The sequence below is a fragment of the Pseudomonas sp. URIL14HWK12:I5 genome (genome assembly GCF_900176445.1).
Lineage (GTDB): Bacteria > Pseudomonadota > Gammaproteobacteria > Pseudomonadales > Pseudomonadaceae > Aquipseudomonas > Aquipseudomonas monteilii.
On record NZ_FWXQ01000011.1, the window covers coordinates 220,882 to 236,355 of the forward strand.

Genomic DNA, 15,474 nt, shown 5'->3' on the forward strand with positions numbered 1-15,474 from the left:
AAGCAGCCCCGGCAATCTCAGCCCAAACGCCCTTCTGGCGCATATGGCGCCGGGTCGATGATCGGCTCGGCCCCTGTCAATAAGTCAGTAAACAGCTGACACGAAGCCGGCGCCAGCACCAGCCCGTTGCGGTAATGCCCGCAGTTCAGCCACAACCCCGCATGCCCTGGCACCGGCCCGATATACGGAATGCCTTCCGGCGACCCCGGCCGCAGTCCCGCCCAGTGTCCAACCACGGTGGCCCCCTCAAGCTCAGGCAACAACTCCACCGCCGATGCCTTCAGGCTTTCCAGCGCATCCCCGGTCGGCGTTTTGTCATACCCGGCATGTTCCAGCGTACTGCCCACCAGAATGTGCCCATCGCGACGCGGGATCGCATAGCGCCCCTTGGCCAGCACCATGCTCGGCAAGAAGTCTTCGGCGCATTTGAACAGGATCATCTGGCCCTTCACCGGCTCCACCGGCAGCTCGAGGCCAAGGGTACGCAAGAGGTCGCCACTCCAGGCGCCCGCACTGAGCACCACCTCATCGGCCGGCAGCACGCCATCAGCCGTCTGCACACCGGTCACACGCCCGTCTTGCTGAACGAAGCCAGTGATCTGACAGTGTTCGCGCAGGGTTACGTTCGGCAGCGCCAGCAACGCCGCCTTCAGCGACTTGACCAAGCGCGGGTTGCGCACATTGGCCACGCCAGCCATGTAGATGGCGCGCTTGAAGCCCGGGCCCAGCACCGGCACCGCATCATAGGCCGCCGAGATATCCACGGCACTTAGCGGCCGCTGTTCGCGCTCGGCCCAGGCCAGCGCTTCGGCCTCGTCGTCCAGGTCCAGCCAGTACAGGCCAGTGGTGTGCACTTCGGGGTCGACGCCGGTGCTGGCGAACAAACGCTCGCCCAGCTGTGGATAAAAGTCCTGCGACCAGTGCGCCAGGGCGGTCACCGCCGGGCTGTAGCGCCACGGGTACAGCGGCGAAACAATGCCGCCACCGGCCCACGACGACTCACGGCCGACCTCGCCCTGGTCACACACCACGACCTGCCCAACCTTCGCCGCCAGGTTGAACGCCGTCAGCAGGCCGATGACCCCGCCGCCGACCACCACTACTTGCTTGCTCATCTGTCGATCCAACACCTGAAGTAAAACCGCGATGCACGGGGCATCATTCAACCTTCAGCTTCCCCAGCAGTGGGCGCCATGTTCAACAGCACCCGGATTGCGCTGCACACCGGCCTGGTCAAGCTGGAAGTCGCCACAGCCATCCTGCGCCATCAGCCCATGCGGCAGCCGCCGGGCGCGCAGCGTGAAGGTGTCGCTGTCACGCTGGGCCTGCAGGCTGTAATAGCGGGTGCCGTCGGGCAAGGCCGGGTCGCCTTCGGCGTATTGGCCGGTGCGCACGCGGTGGCGCTCCAGGCGCAAGGCGGCATCGTGCAGCAGGCCAACCACTTCGCTGCGCGCGGCTCGCCGAAGCTGGTCGCTGTAACTGGGGTAGGCAATGGCTGCCAGAATGCCGGTCACGGCCAGCACAATCAACAACTCGATCAGGCTCAAGCCTTGCTGCATGTCAGTCTCCTCTGAGTCTTTGGCGCCAGGTGATGCGCTGGATTGTGTCGCCGGCCACGGCGTAGACGGCTTCCAGTACTTGCCGGGCTTGTGCTTGCTGGCTGACGGCAGTTACCCGGTACAACACAACTGGCTGCCCTTCCGGCATGTACGCAACGCGCGTGCTCATGCCCAGATGCTGGACCTGAAAGTAGCCGCTGCTGCTGCGCTGCCACTGCCCAGTCAAATCGTGCGGGTGCGGCGGAGGCAGGCACATCTGGCATTTGCCTGGAGGTGCCCGCAGCAGTTCATCTGCCCCGGCCTGCAATGTGGCCTCTGCCTCTTCGAACGCCAGCAGGCCATCGCGCAGGTAGCCGGCCATTCGCGTCTCTACCAAGGCATCACGCAAGGCAGAGGCTGTCAGCAAGCCGAGCAGCAGGCTCAGTACCAACGCCAACAGCAGCACGACACCGCGTTGGCGCTTCATGGCCCCGGCACCCGATTGCGCAGCGCCACGCTCAGTTCATGGCGCTGTTCGAGTTTGAGCGTGGGCTCGTACAACATCAGCGTGATGTCTACCCTCTCCCCCTGCGGCGTTTGCACACGTTCGAAACGCGCCTCTCGCACATTCTCGACCAGCGGTTGGAAGTTGCCTTTTCGCTTGAACCTCAGCCTATTGCCATGGAACTGATAGACGTACTGGCTGATGGGGAACGTCAGTGGGTACCCCTCTACTGTTTTTTCATCCACGCGCACTTTTTCGATGCAGTCCGTCTGCAAAACCCAGTCACCGTTGCCAGTTTTTCCGGACAACTCCGCCACAACCAGGCTGAGGGTAGTGGGTTCAACCTCCAGGGGGCGGGCGAAAGCCTGCCGCGCAGCCGGGTCCTCAAAGTCGTCAGGTTTAATCCGCAGGCAACCAAACATCCCTGCCATGCGGATATCCTGCGCCATGCGCAGCAAAGCAAGTCGTGCCTCCTCCTGCATGCGCACTGCCGTACTTTGCAGACGCCAGGTCTGGTGTGCAGAGGTAAAGAGCTGGCTGGCCGCTGCCAGTAGCATCAATCCGATGGCCAGCGCCATCACCATCTCAACCAGACCGAACCCAATCTGGCGGCGCCTCATCGCCGCCTCCGCTCATGCTCGCTGTGCACCGCCATCGCGGCCTGCCCATCACGACGTGCGCCGTCCGCAGCCTGCAATGCCTGCAACTGCATCGCTGCTGTTGCGAACATGCCCACGGCCACAACCACGACTGCCAACAACACTTCCAGGAGCGTCATGCCCCGTTGCCTTGCGTGCATCCCTGCACCTCCCGCGACTTTTCCTGCAATAGCCCTGAACCCGGCCGACTAGACGGTTTGGCCGATGAACGTGAAGCTATAGCCAAGCACTTCCAGGGAGGAATGCACGGTGAAGCAACGAGGCGTAACACTGATTCAAATGTTGTCGGCCTTGGCCGTGGCCGTCTTGCTGACACAGCTCGGTATGCCGGCTTACGCCAGAATGACTGATGACCTACACAGGGCAGCAGTTGCCCGAGATTTGGCACAGGCACTGCGCAGTGCTCGCAGCCATGCACTGCTGCAGGGCCAGAACGTGCGGGTCCAGGGCATTGAGAGCGATTGGGGAAAAGGATGGCGAGTGTTGCTGGAGCACAATGAGCAGGTATTGCGTGAACAACGTCTTTCAAGGCACATAAGGATAATGGCCAATACAGGCGATCAGATCAGGTTCAGCGCACTGGGTGTCCCACTGGGCAAGAGAGGTGGCACGCTGGAGCTCTGCGAGAAAAACGCCGCCACCAGTTTTACTCAGGTGGTGATGGCTTCCACCGGGCGAATCAGACTGCGCACAGGTGAACCGGAAAAGGTTTCCCTGTGCGCAGGCCATTGATCAGATCAGCGAACGAACCCGCAGCTCTTTAGGCATCGAGAACGTGATGTTCTCTTCCCGCCCATCCAGCTCTTCAGCGCCAGTGGCACCCCAGGCCTTGAGCTGCTCGATCACGCCACGCACCAGCACTTCTGGGGCAGAAGCACCGGCGGTGATGCCGATTCGAGCGGCCTGGTCGAACCAACCTTGTTGCAGGTCTTCAGCACCGTCGATCAGGTAAGCCGGGGTGCCCATACGCTCGGCCAGCTCGCGCAGGCGGTTGGAGTTGGAGCTGTTAGGGCTGCCCACCACCAGCACCACGTCGCATTCACCGGCCAGTTGCTTCACGGCATCCTGGCGGTTCTGGGTGGCGTAGCAGATGTCGTCCTTGCGCGGGCCACCGATGTTCGGGAAGCGTGCACGCAGGGCGTCGATGACGCGGCTGGTGTCGTCCATCGACAACGTGGTCTGGGTCACGAAGGCCAGGTGGTCCGGGTCGCGCACCTGCAACTTGGCCACATCCTCTTCGTCTTCGACGAGGTAGATGGAGCCACCGTTGCTGGCGTCGTACTGGCCCATGGTGCCTTCGACTTCCGGGTGCCCTTCGTGACCGATGAGAATGCACTCACGGCCATCGCGGCTGTACTTGGCTACCTCGATATGCACCTTGGTCACCAGCGGGCAGGTGGCATCGAACACTTTCAGGCCGCGGCCAGCCGCTTCCTGGCGCACAGCCTGGGAAACACCGTGGGCACTGAAGATGACGATGACATCGTCCGGCACCTGGTCCAGCTCTTCGACGAAGATGGCACCGCGGTTGCGCAGGTCTTCCACCACGAACTTGTTGTGCACCACCTCGTGACGCACATAGATCGGCGGGCCGAAAACTTCCAGCGCGCGGTTGACGATCTCGATCGCCCGGTCGACCCCCGCGCAGAAGCCGCGAGGGTTGGCGAGTTTGATTTGCATGCTCGGCTCCAGGCTTACAGGGCCTTCACCCCGAGGATCTCCACCTCGAAGGTCAGGGTCTTGCCAGCCAGTGGGTGATTGAAGTCGATGGTCACCTGGTCGTCATCGAACGCTTTGACCACACCCGGCAGCTCGGTGTTGGCGGCGTCATTGAAGATGATCAGCAGCCCTTCGGACAGCTCCATGCCTTCGAAGTTGGACCGCGGCATGACTTGCACGTTTTGCGGGTTGGGCTGGCCGAAGGCGTTCTCCGGGGCCACCACCACAGTACGCTTGTCACCGGCCTTGAAGCCGAACAGCGCGTTTTCGAAACCTGGCAGCAGGTTGCCGTCGCCCACCTTGAAGGTGGCCGGGGCCTTGTCGAACGTGCTGTCGACGGTGTCGCCGTTTTCCAGATGCAGCGCGAAGTGCAGGGTGACTTCGGTGTTCTGGCCGATACGCGTGTCAGTCATGGACCGGATCCTCGGACTTCTTGCTCTTGAACATATCCAGCGCCAGCATCACCGCGCCAACGGTAATGGCGCTGTCGGCCAGGTTGAAGGCCGGGAAGTAATGGCGGTTCTGCCAGTGCACCAGGATGAAGTCGACCACATGGCCCAGCACGACGCGGTCGTAAAGGTTGCCGATCGCACCACCCAGCACCAGCGACAGCGCCACAGCCAGCCAGGTCTCGTTGCGCCCCAGGCGCTTGAGCCACACCACCAGCACGGCACTGACCACCACGGCGATCAGGGCGAACAGCCAGCGCTGCCAGCCCGAGCTTTCCGCCAGGAAGCTGAAGGCGGCGCCGGTGTTGTAGGCCAGGGTCCAGCTGAAGTAGTCCGGGATGACGACAATCTGCTGGTACATGGTCAAGGCGTTGTTGAAATACAGCTTGGTGGCCTGGTCAAGGACCAGGACCAGCAAGCTCAGCCAAAGCCATGCAAGGCGCCCGAAGCGCCCCACTGCAGGGTTAGGCATAGTGACGCACCTCGCCCGAACCGCTCAGGTTGTCGACGCAACGGCTGCAGATTTCCGGGTGCTCCGGGTGGCTGCCGACGTCGGCGCGGAAGTGCCAGCAACGGCCGCACTTGGCGTGACCGGACTTGACCACTTTCAGCTTGAGGCCTTCGACTTCGGTGGCCACAGCATCCGCTGGCGCCTGCACGAACGGCACCACGCTGGCGGCCGAAGTGATCAGCACGAAGCGCAGTTCGTCGCCCAGCTTGCCCAGGTCGGCGCTCAGGCCTTCGTCGGCGTACAGGGTGACTTCGGCCTGCAGGTTACCGCCAATGACCTTGGCGGTACGCTGGTTTTCCAGCTCCTTGTTGACCGAGGCCTTCACTGCCATCACGCGATCCCAGTAGGCGCGGTCCAGCTCGGTGCCTTCCGGCAGCTCGCTCAGGCCCTGGTACCAGCCGTTGAGCATCACCGACTCGTTGCGCTCGCCCGGCAGGTACTGCCAGATTTCATCGGCGGTGAATGCCAGGATCGGCGCGATCCAGCGCACCAGCGCTTCGCTGATGTGGTACAGCGCGGTCTGGCAGGAACGGCGGGCGACACTGTTGGCGCCGGTGGTGTACTGGCGGTCCTTGATGATGTCGAGGTAGAAGCCGCCCAGCTCCTGCACGCAGAAGTTGTGCACCTTGGAGTAGACGTTCCAGAAACGGTACTCGCTGTAGTGCTCTTCCAGCTCGCGTTGCAGCAACAGGGTGCGGTCCACGGCCCAACGGTCCAGTGCCAGCATGTCTTCCGGGGCCAGCAGGTCGCGGGCCGGGTCGAAGCCGGACAGGTTGGACAGCAGGAAGCGCGCGGTATTGCGGATACGGCGGTAGGCGTCGGCGCTGCGCTGCAGGATCTGCTCGGAAACCGCCATTTCACCGGAGTAGTCGGTAGCGGAAACCCACAGGCGCAGGATGTCGGCACCCAGGGTGTTGTTGACCTTCTCCGGCTCGATGGTGTTACCCAGCGACTTGGACATCTTGCGGCCGTTCTCGTCCACGGTGAAGCCGTGGGTCAGCAGCTCGCGGTAAGGCGCATGGTTGTCGATGGCGCAACCGGTCAGCAAGGAAGAGTGGAACCAGCCGCGGTGCTGGTCGGAACCTTCCAGGTACAGGTCGGCGCGCGGGCCGGTGGCGTGGCCGATGTCGTGCGAACCACGCAGCACATGCCAGTGGGTGGTGCCCGAGTCGAACCACACATCGAGCGTGTCGGCGATCTTGTCGTACTGGTCGGCTTCAGCGCCCAGCAGCTCGGCGGCGTCCAGTTTGAACCAGGCTTCGATGCCTTCCTGTTCGACGCGCTTGGCCACTGCTTCCATCAGCTCGACGGTGCGTGGGTGCAGTTCGCCGGTTTGCTTGTGCAGGAAGAACGGGATCGGTACACCCCAGTTGCGCTGACGCGAGATGCACCAGTCCGGGCGGTTGGCGATCATCGCGTGCAGGCGCGCCTGGCCCCAGGCCGGCACGAACTTGGTGTCTTCGATGGCTTTCAGCGCGCGCTCACGCAGCGGCTCGCCAGTGGTCGGCTGCTTGTCCATGCCCACGAACCACTGCGCGGTGGCGCGGTAGATCAGCGGGGTTTTGTGACGCCAGCAGTGCATGTAGCTGTGGCTGATGGTTTCGGTGTGCATCAGCGCACCGACTTCGCTCAGCTTCTCGACGATGGCCGGGTTGGCCTTCCAGATGAACTGGCCGCCGAAGAAGGGCAGCGACTCGACATACACACCGTTGCTCTGCACCGGGGTGAGGATGTCGTCATTGACCATGCCGTAGCGCTTGCAGGTGACGAAGTCGTCTTCACCGTAGGCTGGCGAGGAGTGCACCACGCCGGTACCGGCGCCCAGCTCGACGTAGTCGGCCAGGTAGATCGGCGACAGGCGGTCGTAGAACGGGTGGCGGAAGTTGATCAGTTCCAGCGCCGAACCTTCAGCGGTAGCAATGACCGAGCCTTCCAGGTTGTAGCGCTTGAGGCACGACTCGACCAGCTCTTCAGCCAGCACCAGCAGACGCTCACCGGTATCGACCAAGGCGTATTTGAACTCCGGGTGGATGTTCAGCGCCTGGTTGGCCGGGATGGTCCACGGGGTGGTGGTCCAGATCACGATGGCGGCTGGTTTGGCCAGCGCATCCAGGCCGAAAGCGGCGGCCAGCTTGGCCTCATCGGCAACCGGGAATGCCACGTCGATGGTCTGGGATTTCTTGTCGGCGTACTCGACCTCGGCCTCGGCCAGCGCCGAACCGCAATCGAAGCACCAGTTCACCGGCTTGAGGCCCTTGAACACGAAGCCTTGCTTGACCATTTCGGCCAGGGCGCGGATTTCGCCGGCCTCGTTGGCGAAGTTCATGGTCTTGTACGGGTTGTCCCAGTCACCCAGCACACCCAGGCGGATGAACTCGGTCTTCTGCCCTTCGATCTGCTCGGCAGCATACTCGCGGCACAGCTCGCGGGTGCGGTCGGCGGACAGGTGCTTGCCGTGGGTTACCTCGACCTTGTGCTCGATCGGCAGACCATGGCAGTCCCAGCCCGGCACGTACGGCGCATCGAAGCCGGCCAGGGTCTTGGAACGGACGATCATGTCCTTGAGGATCTTGTTCAGCGCATGACCGATGTGAATCTTGCCGTTGGCATAGGGCGGGCCGTCGTGCAGGACGAACTTGGGACGATCCTTGCCAATTTCGCGCAGCTTCTGGTACAGGCCAATGCTGTCCCAGCGCTGCAGGATCTGCGGTTCGCGCTGAGGCAGGCCGGCCTTCATGGGGAAGGCGGTGTCCGGAAGGTTAAGCGTGGCTTTGTAGTCGGTCATTTCAGGCTCTTCGTTAGCGGTTGAGCGTGCCAATGTGCACGTGCGGCGGCGATATCCGCATCGATCGCCGACTTCAGCGCCTCCAGGGAGGCAAATCGCTGCTCTTCACGCAGCTTGTGGTGGAACTCCACCGTCAGGCGCCGGCCGTAAAGGTCGCCGGCATAATCCAGCAGATGAATCTCCAGGTGCGGGCGCCCATCACCGGCAACGGTGGGGCGCACGCCGATATTGCCGACACCCGGCCAGGCCTTGCCGTCGATCTCGATGCTGGCCAGGTAGACCCCGGACAGCGGCACGCGGCGGCGCTTGAGCTGGATGTTGGCGGTAGGTGTGCCGAGCTGGCGGGCCAGCTTCTGGCCATGCAGCACGCGGCCGGTGATGTTGTACGGGCGGCCCAGCAGGTGTTCGGCCAGCTCGAAGTTGCCTTCGGACAGGGCCTTGCGCACCTCAGTGCTGCTGACGCGCAGGCCGTCCTGGATCACCGTGTTGGCGGCCTCGACGGTGAAACCATACTGCTGGCCGGCCTCGACCAGGAAGGCGAAGCCGCCGGCGCGGTCGCAGCCAAAGCGGAAGTCGTCGCCCACTTCAAGGTGACGCACACCCAGGCCGTCAACCAGGATGGCCTTGACGAAGGCATCGGCGCTGAGCTTGCTCAGCCGCTGGTTGAACGCCAGGCACAGCACTCGGTCGATACCTTCGGCGGCCAGTAGCTCGACCTTGTCGCGCAGGCGTGCCAGACGCGCCGGTGCGGTATCGGGGGCGAAATACTCGCGCGGTTGCGGTTCGAAGATCACCACACAGGTCGGCAGGCCCAACGCCTGGCCGCGCTCGCGCAGGCGCGCCAGGATTGCCTGGTGGCCGCGGTGAACCCCGTCGAAGTTGCCAATGGTGGCGACACAGCCCCGGTGCTCGGGGCGCAGGTTGTGAAGACCTCGAACCAGCTGCATAACGCGCTTCTTGCTCATAAAGTGGCCGATTATAACCACACCCGGGCGCTGGTGACAGGCAGCAGCGCCCAAGGGCGGCGTGGAATGTGAAAAACCGACGCCTGACCCGTCCGAAGCCTCAGTGCAGGGCCTTGCGGGCGAAATGCCGGGGCCGGAAGCCGCACAGGTACAGGCAACCGAAATACGTCACCACACCTGCCAGGATCAACGCCCCCAGGCGTAGCAGGCGCTCAAGCATGTTGCCTTGCTCCCAGGCCGGCAAGAAGTGCATGCCGGCCAGCAGTACCGCCGACATCAACCCCACCGCCAGCACCAGTTTGAGCAGGAACATCGCCCAGCCGGGCTGGGGCTGGAACAGCTGCTGGCTGCGCAGCTTCCAGAACAGCAGGCCGGCGTTCAGGCAGGCGCCCAGGCTGATCGCCAGGGCCAGGCCGGCATGGGCCAGCGGGCCGATCAGGGCCAGGTTGAACAGCTGGGTGCAGACCAGGGTGAAAATCGCAATCTTCACCGGTGTGCGGATATTCTGCTGCGCATAGAAGCCGGGTGCCAGTACCTTGACCAGAATGATCGCCAGCAAGCCCACGGAATAGGCAATCAGCGCACGCTGGGTCATGGCCGCGTCAACCGCACTGAACTTGCCGTACTGGAACAGCGCCACGGTCAGCGGCTCGGCAAGGATGGCCAAGGCCAAGGTGCATGGCAGTACCAGCAGGAAGCACAACCGCAGGCCCCAGTCGAGGATTCGCGAATACTCCTCGCGGTCCTTGTTGGCATAGGTCTTGGCCAAAGTCGGCAGCAGGATGGTACCCAGGGCAACGCCGAGCACGCCCGAGGGCAGCTCCATGAGGCGGTCGGCGTAGTACATCCACGACACCGAGCCGGCCACCAGGAAGGAGGCGAAGATGGTGTTGATGATCAGCGAAATCTGGCTTACCGAAACCCCGAGAATCGCCGGCAGCATCTGCTTCAGCACCCGCCATACACCCGCGTCCTTGAGGTTCAGGCGCGGCAGCACGAGCATGCCGATCTTTTTCAGCGCTGGCAGCTGGTACAGCAACTGTGCCAGGCCACCGGCCAGCACACCCCAGGCCAAAGCCATGATCGGCGGGTCGAAGTACGGCGTCAGCAGCACGGCGAAGGCGATCATCGCCACGTTCAGCAGGGTCGGGGTGAAGGCGGGTACCGAAAAACGGTTCCAGGTATTGAGAATCGCCCCGGCCAGGGAAGACAGCGAGATCAGCAATATATAAGGAAAAGTCACCCGCAACAGCGCAGTGGTCAGCTCGTATTTTTCCGCGCTGTCGACAAAGCCCGGGGCTGTGGCCCACACCACCCACGGTGCAGCCAGGATGCCGATGGCGGTGACCAAGGCCAGGACCAGGGTCAACAGGCCACTGACATACGCGATGAAAGTGCGAGTCGCCTCCTCGCCTTGCTGGGTCTTGTATTCGGCCAGGATCGGCACGAAGGCCTGGGAGAAGGCCCCTTCGGCGAAGATGCGCCGCAGCAGGTTGGGCAGCTTGAACGCGATGAAGAAGGCATCGGTGGCGACACCAGCACCAAAGATGCGGGCCAGGATGGTGTCGCGAACAAAGCCCAGCACCCGCGAAATCATGGTGATCGAGCTTACTGCAGCCAGGGATTTGAGCAGGTTCATCGAAAAGATTCACGCCAATGACAGAGGACGCTGCCAGACAGCGTCCGAATGTGCGATACTCCCGCGCCTTCGCAGGGGAGCCAAAAATTCCCGAGTGTACAGGTCGCGCAGCAGAAAGGAATCTTTCCCGCTTGTTGGCGCACCGCTCGGCGGAACCTTGCAGGTGGCCTTGACATCCGGTCGACTGATCGGCATGATTCGCGGCCTATTTTGTTTGCTATTTACCTAAAGTCTTTCGAGGAGCTCGACGGTGGCCAACACACCTTCCGCCAAGAAACGTGCAAAACAGGCTGAGAAGCGTCGCAGCCACAACGCCAGCCTGCGTTCCATGGTCCGCACCTACATCAAGAATGTAGTTAAAGCCATCGACGCAAAAGACGCCGAAAAAGCGCAAGCCGCTTACGTTCTGGCTGTACCTGTAATCGACCGTATGGCCGACAAAGGTATCATCCACAAGAACAAGGCTGCTCGTCACAAAGGCCGTCTGAATGGCCACATCAAGGCGCTGAAAGAAACTGCAGCTGCCTAAGCGACGTGCTAGTCGAAAAGCCGACCCTAGGGTCGGCTTTTTGTTGCCTGTGATTTGATGGGCCTGCCCAAGTAACCTGATCTGACTGCATCGCCGGCAAGCCAGCTCCCACAGGGACTGTGCCAGCCTTGAGTCTGGCGGTACTCCTGTGGGAGCTGGCTTACCGGCGATGGGCCGCAAAGCGGCCCCCTTTGCAATCTACTTGGCGATCTGAATCTTCGGAGCCCACTGCAGCCATTCATCCTCGGCCTTGTCGAACAAGGCGAAGGTCTGCTGTGGCCGGGCCGGGTTACCCATTTGCTCGCCATCTGGTGTGGCGAACGCGATACCACCGTCGATCAGGGTCTCCACTGACTCGGTACGCACCGTAGCCCCCTTGAACAGCCCCCAGTCGAAACCGAAGCCACTGCTGTTCCAGAAGCGGCTACCACTGCGGACCAAAGCCGCATAGCGTGGCTCGATAAGGATATGGATCAGCACGCGGTCGGCATTCTGGCCCAGCTCGAAGCCCGTCACCTTCCCCACCGCCACCTCACGGTAGGTCACCGGCACCCCGGGCTTGATCGAGCCGCGGCGTGGCGCACTAAGCGTCAATGGCAAACCGACCTCTGGCCCCGCCACCTGCGGCGCATCAGCCAAGGCGATGAAATCGCGCTGCGGGCCACGGTCCTTGGCCGCCGGCTGCACTTCCAGGTACTGCCCGCCCACAAGGGTGTCGAGGTTTTCGGTGCGTACCAGGCCCAAAGCCGGCTTGACCACCCAGAACTGCGTCCCGACACGGGCGATACGGTCTGCCGACTCGGTAATGCGAGCGCGCAGAAGCACCGCCTGCAGGTCGTCGGTGAGGTCGACGCTTTCGATACTGCCCACATCCAGGCCACGGAAGCGGATCGCCGTGCCCGGCTTCAGGCCATCTGCCCGGTCAACGCGGATGGTAATCAAGGTACCCGCGCGGTTTACCGCCTCTTGGCTATCATGCAGGCGGAAACGTGGAATATGGCGCTTGAGCGCCACATCGGGCCGTGGCGTGTCGAAGGCGATACCACCGGCCATCAGCGTTTGCAGCGACTCACTCTTGATCTTGATGCCCGACAGGCCACCCGTCAGGGTGATACCACTGACGTTCCAGAAGCGCGATGAACCGTTGACCAGCTTCTCGTACTCTTTCTCGATATGCACGCCGATCAGAATGCGGTTGCTGTTACGGGCGAACTGGTAGCTCTGCACGCTGCCCACCTTCACCTGGCGGTACATCACCGGGCTGCCGATTTCCAGCGAACCCAGGGTGTCGGCGAACAGCACCATGTGCAAGCCCGGCGCCTTGAGGTCGAGCGGTGGCGCCTTGGCGCGGGCCTCGAACTCACGCTCGGGCCGGGCGCCCTTTTCGCCGGGGCGAATGGCGATGTAGTTACCTTTGACCAATGCCTCCAGGCCGGTAATACCGGCCAGGGAAATCGACGGTTTGACCACCCAGAACTGCGTGCCTTCGACCAGGTAGTCCTCGGTCAGCGGGTCCAGCGTCAGCTCTGCTGATGCACTGGCCAGGTTGTCTTCCATCTTCAGGGCTTTCAGCGAGCCCACCTGGATACCCTTGTACATCACCGGCGTGCGACCTGCCTGCAGGCCTTCATAGTCGCTCAGCTTCACTTTGACGCGGATACCGGCCTGCGCTGCATCGAAGTCTTCATACAGACGGAATGGCAGGCTCGGGTCGGTGGGCGGACTGTCCTTGCGGTATTCCGGCGTGGCGAAAGCGATACCACCGGCCACGATGCTCGACAGCGACTCGCTGCGCACCTTAACACCCGAAAGCGAAGCATCGATGCTGACGCCACTGGCGTTCCAGAAACGCGTGTGCTTGCGAACCAGGCTGGCGTAGGCTGGCTCGATGAAGACCTTGACCTCTACAGTGCTCTGGTCCTCGGACAAGCGGTAGCTTTTTACGCGACCAACCTGGATCTGTTTGTAGAACACCGGGCTGTCACGGTTGAGCGAGCCCAACCTGTCGGCCTTGAGCGTCAAATGCAGGCCCGGCTCCGTATCCGAGAGCGGTGGTGCCACCTTCAATGCGGTGAAGCGCTTGGTGCGCTCCCCCTCCCCCGGGCTAACGGCGATGTAGTTACCCGATACCAATGTTTCAAGACCGGAAATACCTGCCAGGCTGACACTCGGCTTCACCAGCCAGAAGCGCGTGCCTTTGGTCAGGTGAGGCTCGGCGGCCTTGTTCATCTCGATGGTAGCGATCACACCCTGGTTGTCGCCCTTGGCGTCGAGCACCAGGCTTACCACCTTGCCAACCGGCATGCCCTTGTAGATCACCTCAGTCTTGTTGGCGACGATGCCCTCGCCCGACTCGAAACGGACTTCAATTTGCACACCGGCATCACGGTAGGCTTGCCATGCGAGCCAGCCACCGATCATCAAGGCAATCAAAGGCAGGATCCAGATAGCCGACCAGTTCGAGGCTGGGCGGGTTTTAGCCGTTGGCAGGTCACTCATGGTCGTCATCCGACTCCGTGTTATCCCAAATCAGTCGGGGATCGAAAGTTAAAGCGGCAAGCATTGTCAGGATCACCACAGTTGCGAAGGCGACAGCGCCCAGGTTGGCTTCGACACTGGCTATTCGGCCGAAATTCACCACCGCCACCAGAATGGCAATGACAAAGATATCCAGCATGGACCAGCGCCCAATGAATTCGATGAAGCGGTACATCAATATCCGTTGTCGGGCAGACAGCGGTTGCCGACGCTGAACGGAGTACAGCAGCAAGCCAATACCCACCAGCTTGAATGTGGGCACCAGGATACTGGCAATGAACACCACAGCCGCGATGGGCACCATACCGTGCTTGAGCAGCGTGATGACGCCGGACATGATCGTGTCAGGGCTGCCCTGACCGAGCGTACTCACGGTCATGATCGGCAGCATGTTGGCCGGAATGTACAGGATCGATGCAGCAATCAGTAACGCCCAGGTACGCACGATGCTGTTGGGCCGGCGCGCATGCACGATTGCGCCGCAACGCGTACAGGTCTGTGAAGTGCTGTCGGGCGCTTGCCGGTTCAGCTGGTGACATTCATTGCAGACAAGAATGCCCGCATCAATCGCCCGCATGCAGGTCCTCCCCCGATAGCGCACTCCAGATCTGGTGAGGTGACATCACCACTTCGAGCCACACCTGGATCAATAACAGGCTGATGAAGCAGAACAACCCCAGGCCCACTGTCAATTCAGCCAGGTCCACCAACTTGACGATGGCCACCAGCACCCCCATGAAATAGACCTCGAGCATGCCCCAATCACGCAGGTGGTGATAGATGCGGTAGAACAGCAGGCCGAAGTTACGCCCCACATTCAGGCGAATGCTCAGCAGCACTGCCAACTGGCAAAGCAGTTTTGCCAGGGGGATGGCCATGCTACACAGGAAAACCACCACGGCTACGCCGCGCATGCCTGAGTTGTACAGGCCCAGCACACCACTCCAGACGGTGTCGTCCGAAGTCTGGCCAAGCAGATGCAGCTGCATGATTGGCAGGAAATTGGCTGGCACGAAAAGCAACAGGGCGGTCAACACCAAGGCCAGGCTGCGGTTGACCACATTGTGCCGGTGAGCGTAGAGCTCGTAGCCACAGCGCGGGCACTGGGCTTTTTCATCGTGCTGGAGCACGGGCTTGCGCAGCAGCAGGTCGCATTCGTGACAGGCGACAAGCTCGTCCAGCGGCAACTGGGCCAGGGTTTCGGGATCGACAGGGTTTGGCATATAGCGCTTCTGAATAGGTGCGTGGGGCTATTCTAGTGTTCTGGCTCGAATTGTGGGAGCTGACCTTGGCCAGGAGGGTGTATCACCTTCCTCTGGGAGCGGGCGCGCCCGTGAAACAGGCGACACGGGGGATGGCACCGGCGTTGCTGGTGTTCGCGGCTAAAGCCGCTCCTACAGGGATCTGGGTAAAGCCGAGACTTGCGTGAGAGCTTGGCTTTTTCGGGCCACAAAGACAAAACCCCTACCTGCATGCGCAGATAGGGGTTTTGCGAAATGAATCTTGACGATGACCTACTCTCACATGGGGAAACCCCACACTACCATCGGCGATGCATCGTTTCACTGCTGAGTTCGGGATGGGATCAGGTGGTTCCAATGCTCTATGGTCGTCAAGAAATTCTGTTGCCAGAATGT

16 protein-coding genes and 1 rRNA gene are annotated in these 15,474 nt (G+C 61.9%); 2 read left to right on the forward strand and 15 right to left on the reverse strand.

Annotated features, from left to right (window positions below; all coding sequences use genetic code 11):
• Positions 1 to 17: 17 nt before the first annotated feature.
• From thiO to B9A31_RS23790, 5 genes are read right to left on the reverse strand one after another with little or no spacing between them, the layout of a single operon-like run.
• Positions 18 to 1,115 (reverse strand): glycine oxidase ThiO, encoded by a 1,098-nt coding sequence (thiO, locus tag B9A31_RS23770; protein ID WP_084297451.1) that lies wholly within the window; start codon positions 1,113 to 1,115, stop codon positions 18 to 20.
• Between the two features lie 54 nt (positions 1,116 to 1,169).
• Entirely contained in the window at positions 1,170 to 1,559 is a 390-nt protein-coding gene (locus B9A31_RS23775) for a type IV pilin protein (protein WP_019099324.1), read from the reverse strand.
• A 1-nt stretch (position 1,560) separates the two neighbouring features.
• Entirely contained in the window at positions 1,561 to 2,025 is a 465-nt protein-coding gene (locus B9A31_RS23780) for a hypothetical protein (protein ID WP_019099325.1), read from the reverse strand.
• Positions 2,022 to 2,663, reverse strand: coding sequence for a PilW family protein (locus tag B9A31_RS23785; protein ID WP_084297452.1), 642 nt, complete (start codon positions 2,661 to 2,663; stop codon positions 2,022 to 2,024). The genes B9A31_RS23780 and B9A31_RS23785 overlap by 4 nt, the downstream gene beginning before the upstream one ends.
• Positions 2,660 to 2,842 carry a prepilin-type N-terminal cleavage/methylation domain-containing protein gene (locus B9A31_RS23790; RefSeq protein ID WP_025754948.1) on the reverse strand — a complete coding sequence of 61 codons (183 nt, stop codon included), beginning with the start codon at positions 2,840 to 2,842 and terminating at the stop codon, positions 2,660 to 2,662. The genes B9A31_RS23785 and B9A31_RS23790 overlap by 4 nt, the downstream gene beginning before the upstream one ends.
• 109 nt (positions 2,843 to 2,951) lie before the next feature.
• Between B9A31_RS23790 and B9A31_RS23795 the strand changes: the two genes are divergently transcribed.
• Positions 2,952 to 3,434, forward strand: a complete 483-nt coding sequence (locus tag B9A31_RS23795; RefSeq protein ID WP_084297453.1) for a GspH/FimT family pseudopilin — start codon at positions 2,952 to 2,954, stop codon at positions 3,432 to 3,434.
• Here B9A31_RS23795 and ispH read toward each other — a convergent pair whose 3' ends face one another.
• The 6 genes from ispH to murJ form a co-directional block, all read right to left on the reverse strand.
• Positions 3,435 to 4,382: a 4-hydroxy-3-methylbut-2-enyl diphosphate reductase gene (ispH, locus tag B9A31_RS23800; protein WP_016713410.1), complete on the reverse strand. Its 948-nt coding sequence runs from the start codon at positions 4,380 to 4,382 to the stop codon at positions 3,435 to 3,437. It abuts the gene before it with no gap.
• A gap of 14 nt (positions 4,383 to 4,396) precedes the next feature.
• Positions 4,397 to 4,834, reverse strand: coding sequence for an FKBP-type peptidyl-prolyl cis-trans isomerase (gene fkpB, locus B9A31_RS23805; protein ID WP_016713411.1), 438 nt, complete (start codon positions 4,832 to 4,834; stop codon positions 4,397 to 4,399).
• The gene (gene lspA, locus B9A31_RS23810) at positions 4,827 to 5,342 is read right to left on the reverse strand and encodes a signal peptidase II (RefSeq protein ID WP_027615833.1); all 516 of its coding nucleotides are present in this window, start codon (positions 5,340 to 5,342) and stop codon (positions 4,827 to 4,829) included. The genes fkpB and lspA overlap by 8 nt, the downstream gene beginning before the upstream one ends.
• A complete protein-coding gene (ileS, locus tag B9A31_RS23815; RefSeq protein WP_025754947.1) occupies positions 5,335 to 8,166 on the reverse strand; it encodes an isoleucine--tRNA ligase in 2,832 nt (943 codons plus the stop codon). The genes lspA and ileS overlap by 8 nt, the downstream gene beginning before the upstream one ends.
• Complete coding sequence (gene ribF / locus B9A31_RS23820; protein WP_025754946.1) at positions 8,163 to 9,113, reverse strand: bifunctional riboflavin kinase/FAD synthetase; 951 nt, start codon at positions 9,111 to 9,113, stop codon at positions 8,163 to 8,165. Before ribF ends, ileS begins: the two co-directional genes overlap by 4 nt.
• Before the next feature lie 118 nt (positions 9,114 to 9,231).
• Positions 9,232 to 10,770 (reverse strand): murein biosynthesis integral membrane protein MurJ, encoded by a 1,539-nt coding sequence (murJ, locus tag B9A31_RS23825; RefSeq protein WP_025754945.1) that lies wholly within the window; start codon positions 10,768 to 10,770, stop codon positions 9,232 to 9,234.
• Between the two features lie 250 nt (positions 10,771 to 11,020).
• On the opposite strand from murJ, the gene rpsT reads away from it, so the two are divergent.
• Positions 11,021 to 11,299 carry a 30S ribosomal protein S20 gene (gene rpsT, locus B9A31_RS23830; RefSeq protein WP_019099330.1) on the forward strand — a complete coding sequence of 93 codons (279 nt, stop codon included), beginning with the start codon at positions 11,021 to 11,023 and terminating at the stop codon, positions 11,297 to 11,299.
• Positions 11,300 to 11,497: 198 nt separating this feature from the next.
• Here the strand turns inward: rpsT and B9A31_RS23835 are convergent, their stop codons facing one another.
• The 4 genes from B9A31_RS23835 to rrf form a co-directional block, all read right to left on the reverse strand.
• On the reverse strand, positions 11,498 to 13,798 hold the full coding sequence (locus B9A31_RS23835; protein WP_025754944.1) for a PqiB family protein: 2,301 nt from the start codon (positions 13,796 to 13,798) through the stop codon (positions 11,498 to 11,500).
• On the reverse strand, positions 13,791 to 14,414 hold the full coding sequence (locus tag B9A31_RS23840) for a paraquat-inducible protein A (RefSeq protein ID WP_016713417.1): 624 nt from the start codon (positions 14,412 to 14,414) through the stop codon (positions 13,791 to 13,793). Before B9A31_RS23840 ends, B9A31_RS23835 begins: the two co-directional genes overlap by 8 nt.
• Positions 14,401 to 15,060, reverse strand: coding sequence for a paraquat-inducible protein A (locus tag B9A31_RS23845; RefSeq protein WP_019099331.1), 660 nt, complete (start codon positions 15,058 to 15,060; stop codon positions 14,401 to 14,403). Before B9A31_RS23845 ends, B9A31_RS23840 begins: the two co-directional genes overlap by 14 nt.
• 278 nt (positions 15,061 to 15,338) lie before the next feature.
• Positions 15,339 to 15,454: ribosomal RNA gene (rrf, locus tag B9A31_RS23850) — 5S ribosomal RNA — on the reverse strand.
• Between the last annotated feature and the right edge of the window lie 20 nt (positions 15,455 to 15,474).

Coding starts and splice junctions, on each gene's coding strand:
- ribF (WP_025754946.1), bottom strand. CDS start 9,113: ATGCAGCTGGTTCGAGGTCTTCACAACCTGCGCCCCGAGCACCGGGGC.
- ileS (WP_025754947.1), bottom strand. CDS start 8,166: ATGACCGACTACAAAGCCACGCTTAACCTTCCGGACACCGCCTTCCCC.
- B9A31_RS23775 (WP_019099324.1), bottom strand. CDS start 1,559: ATGCAGCAAGGCTTGAGCCTGATCGAGTTGTTGATTGTGCTGGCCGTG.
- thiO (WP_084297451.1), bottom strand. CDS start 1,115: ATGAGCAAGCAAGTAGTGGTGGTCGGCGGCGGGGTCATCGGCCTGCTG.
- B9A31_RS23780 (WP_019099325.1), bottom strand. CDS start 2,025: ATGAAGCGCCAACGCGGTGTCGTGCTGCTGTTGGCGTTGGTACTGAGC.
- murJ (WP_025754945.1), bottom strand. CDS start 10,770: ATGAACCTGCTCAAATCCCTGGCTGCAGTAAGCTCGATCACCATGATT.
- ispH (WP_016713410.1), bottom strand. CDS start 4,382: ATGCAAATCAAACTCGCCAACCCTCGCGGCTTCTGCGCGGGGGTCGAC.
- B9A31_RS23845 (WP_019099331.1), bottom strand. CDS start 15,060: ATGCCAAACCCTGTCGATCCCGAAACCCTGGCCCAGTTGCCGCTGGAC.
- B9A31_RS23840 (WP_016713417.1), bottom strand. CDS start 14,414: ATGCGGGCGATTGATGCGGGCATTCTTGTCTGCAATGAATGTCACCAG.
- B9A31_RS23835 (WP_025754944.1), bottom strand. CDS start 13,798: ATGAGTGACCTGCCAACGGCTAAAACCCGCCCAGCCTCGAACTGGTCG.
- B9A31_RS23790 (WP_025754948.1), bottom strand. CDS start 2,842: ATGCACGCAAGGCAACGGGGCATGACGCTCCTGGAAGTGTTGTTGGCA.
- lspA (WP_027615833.1), bottom strand. CDS start 5,342: ATGCCTAACCCTGCAGTGGGGCGCTTCGGGCGCCTTGCATGGCTTTGG.
- fkpB (WP_016713411.1), bottom strand. CDS start 4,834: ATGACTGACACGCGTATCGGCCAGAACACCGAAGTCACCCTGCACTTC.
- B9A31_RS23785 (WP_084297452.1), bottom strand. CDS start 2,663: ATGAGGCGCCGCCAGATTGGGTTCGGTCTGGTTGAGATGGTGATGGCG.